The organism is Arenimonas sp. (assembly GCF_019459675.1).
In the GTDB taxonomy this organism is placed as follows: domain Bacteria; phylum Pseudomonadota; class Gammaproteobacteria; order Xanthomonadales; family Xanthomonadaceae; genus Arenimonas.
Genome location: NZ_JAIBFH010000117.1, coordinates 1 through 3,378, shown reverse-complemented (window position 1 = coordinate 3,378; position 3,378 = coordinate 1). Strand labels below are relative to the sequence as shown.

3 protein-coding genes are annotated in these 3,378 nt (G+C 66.8%); 2 read left to right on the top strand and 1 reads right to left on the bottom strand.

All coding sequences use genetic code 11. From position 1 onward, the window contains the following. Positions 1–101 precede the first annotated feature (101 nt). Positions 102–2,072, top strand: a complete 1,971-nt coding sequence (locus K0M70_RS04230; protein ID WP_290779697.1) for a M2 family metallopeptidase — start codon at positions 102–104, stop codon at positions 2,070–2,072. A 67-nt stretch (positions 2,073–2,139) separates the two neighbouring features. Here the strand turns inward: K0M70_RS04230 and K0M70_RS04225 are convergent, their stop codons facing one another. Next, on the bottom strand, positions 2,140–2,451 hold the full coding sequence (locus K0M70_RS04225) for a hypothetical protein (RefSeq protein ID WP_290779694.1): 312 nt from the start codon (positions 2,449–2,451) through the stop codon (positions 2,140–2,142). A 110-nt stretch (positions 2,452–2,561) separates the two neighbouring features. Here K0M70_RS04225 and K0M70_RS04220 point away from each other — a divergent pair. After that, positions 2,562–3,378, top strand: an 817-nt coding sequence (locus tag K0M70_RS04220; protein WP_290779691.1) for an aromatic ring-hydroxylating dioxygenase subunit alpha, incomplete at its 3' end; no start/stop codon positions are given.

Genomic DNA, 3,378 nt, shown 5'->3' with positions numbered 1-3,378 from the left:
CCGGCAATGGGGGGGGTACCGCCCCCCTACTTGCACCCAAGCCCCACACAGGAATAGCCTTCCGGCACCCTGCGCTCGCAGCTGATCCTGGAGACTTTCCCGTGAATTCCCAACGCGCCCTGCTGGCGCTCGCCATCTCTGCCGGCCTGCTTGTCCTGGGCGGCTGCCAGTCCGAAAACCAGTCCGCGGCCAACCCGCCGGCCGCCGCTTCCGCCGCCGCAACCCCTGACGCCGCCGCCGGCGAAACCGCCGACGAGTTCGTCGCCCGGGTCAACAAGACCATCAAGGAAATCACGCCCGAGATCACCTCGGCGGCGTGGCTGGGCGCGACCTACATCAACGCCGACAGCCAGCGCATCGAGTCGGCGGCCAACGAACGCTACCTCACGCTCAACAACGCCTTCGTCGAACAGGCCAAGACCTACGACACCACCGGCCTCAAGCCCGAGACGGCGCGCGTGCTGCACCTGCTCAAGGTCAGCGCTTCCCTGCCCGCCCCGCGCGACCCGGCCAAGCTCAAGGAGCTCACCGAGATCGTCAGCCGCATGGGCGGCGAGTACGGCAAGGGCAAGTGGTGCGTGGACGGCAAGGACTGCAAGGACATCGGCCAGGTGTCGGACATCCTTGCCAGCCCGGCCAGCAGCTACGACGAGCTCAAGGCCGCGTGGGAAGGCTGGCACACCATCGCCGTGCCCATGCGCAAGGACTACCAGCGCTTCGTTGAACTCACCAACGAAGGTGCCACCGAAATGGGCTTCGCCAACACCGGCGACGTCTGGCGTTCGGGCTATGACATGCCGGCGGCCGACTTCCAGGCCGAGGCCGACCGCCTCTGGGGCCAGGTGCAGCCGCTGTACGAACAGCTGCAGTGCTACACCCGCGAAAAGCTGGTGGCCAAGTATGGCGACCAGGGTTCGGTGGACGGCATGATCCCGGCCCACCTCACCGGCAACCTGTGGCAGCAGGACTGGGGCAACCTCTGGCCGATCCTGGAGCCCTACCAGGGCGTGGGCAGCCTGGACGTCAGCGGCGCGCTGCAGAAGCAGCGTGACGCGATCCTGGCCGGCCTGGTGGCCGACGCCGGCGGCATGGGCAAGCTCACCGCCTCGCAGCAGGTGGAGCTTGAGCGCCAGGCCGACCTGGAAATGGCCACCCGCATGACCAAGCTGGCCGAGAGCTTCTACACCGGCCTGGGCATGCCGGCCCTGCCGGAAAGCTTCTACACCGACTCGATGCTGGTGCAGCCGCGCGACCGCGACGTGGTCTGCCACGCCAGCGCCTGGCCGATGAACACCGAGGGCGAAGTGCGCATGAAGATGTGCATCAAGCCGACCGAGGAAGAGCTCACCACCATCTACCACGAGCTCGGCCACATCTATTACTACCTGGCCTACAAGGACCAGCCGCCGATGTTCCAGAACGGCGCGCACGACGGTTTCCACGAGGCCATCGGCGACACCATCGAGCTGTCCATGACGCCCGACTACCTGGCCTCGATCGGCCTGGTGGACAAGCCGGCGCTGAGCAACGAAGCGGTGATCAATTCGCAGATGCGCATGGCGCTTTCGAAGGTCGCCTTCATGCCGTTCGGCCTGATGATCGACCGCTGGCGCTGGGGCGTTTTCGACGGCTCGATCGCGCCGGCCGACTACAACACCGCCTGGTGGGAGCTCAAGGCCAAGTACCAGGGCGTGGCCCCGGTGGGCGCGCGCGGCGAGGAGTTCTTCGACCCGGGCGCGAAGTACCACGTGCCGGGCAACACGCCCTACACGCGCTACTTCCTTTCGCACATCCTGCAGTTCCAGTTCTACAAGTCGCTTTGCGACGCGTCCGGCCACACGGGCCCGCTGTACAGCTGCAATTTCGCCAACAACCCCGAGGCCGGCAAGCGCTACTGGGCCATGCTCCAGCGTGGCGCCGGCCAGCCCTGGCAGGCAACGCTGAAGGAGCTCACCGGCGGTGAGCAGATGGACGGCTCGGCGGTGCTGGAATACTTCGCGCCGCTGCAGACCTGGCTGATCGAGCAGAACAAGGGCAAGACCTGCGGCTGGGAGCAGCCCGCCGCGTCCTGATCCTGTCGTGATGCGCTGAAAACAACGGCCGGCGAAGCCATTCGCCGGCCGTTTTCGTTGGCCCCGGCTAGGGGAGCTTGAACTTGCGCATCGCGCGCAGCGGCCACAGCGACGTGAACTGATCGCCGCCCTCCACCCGGAAGGCAGCCGACATCCCCTGCAGCAGGCCCTTGGCTTCGAGCACGCCCTTGAGGCGCCGGAAGGAATGCCTTGGGTCGGGCGTCAGGACGAACAGGTTGATTTCCTTGGCGCTCAGGTCGTAGCCATCCAGCGTGACCAGGTTCCCCAGCACTTGCTTCAGCTCGGCCTCGAGGGTCGGCATGAAGGCTTCGTCGTCCAGCGACGCGCGCCAGAACTTGATGACAAGTTGATAGTTCATCTGCGAAGTGTAGGCCCAGTACCGAGGCTTGCGCCGGTTGGCGGCCGTTCGGGCTTTCCCGGGCCCGCCCGGCGGGCAATACTGGCGCATTGCCCTGATTGGCCCGGCCCATGAACCCGCAGCTCGCAGACCCGCTCGCCCCACAGACCCTCGACCACGCCCTGGCGCTGCACGCCGACTTCTATCGCGGCGAAGCCATGCTCGAACGCGACCGCAAGGTGGTGTTTGCCCGCAGCTGGCAGCTGGTGGGGCATGAGGCGGCGCTGGCGAACGCCGGCGACCACGTGGTGACCGACATCGCGGGGCTGCCGGTGATCGTCATCCGTGACACGCAGGGCCAGCTGCGCGCCTACCACAACGTCTGCCGGCATCGCGCCGGACCGCTGGCCACCTGCGATGGCAAGGCGGCGAAGGTGCTGCGCTGCAAATACCACGGCTGGACCTACACGCTGGAGGGCGTGCTGCGCAGCGCGCCTGAAATGCAGACAGCCGAAGACTTCGAGCCCAGCGACGTGCGGCTGCCCGAGCTGCGCGTGGACACCTGGCAGGGCCTGGTGTTCGTGGCCGGCGACGGCGCGCCCTCGTTCGCGGAGTTCAGCGCCGGCTTCGACGCGCCACTGCGCGGCCTGTCGCCCAGGGACTTCGTCTTCCACAAGCGCTTCCGCTACGAAGTGGCCTGCAACTGGAAGGTTTACTGCGACAACTACCTCGAGGGTTACCACGTGCCGCACATCCACCCGGGCCTCAACAGCCTGCTGGACTACCGGCAGTACGTCACCGGGACGCTGGACTGGTTCTCCTACCAGTACAGCCCGCTGCAGAGCGACGCCGGCCTGTACGGCGACGGCGACGCGGTGTACTACTTCATCTACCCCAACACCATGCTCAACCTGCTTCCGGGCCGGCTGCAGACCAACCGCGGGCTAG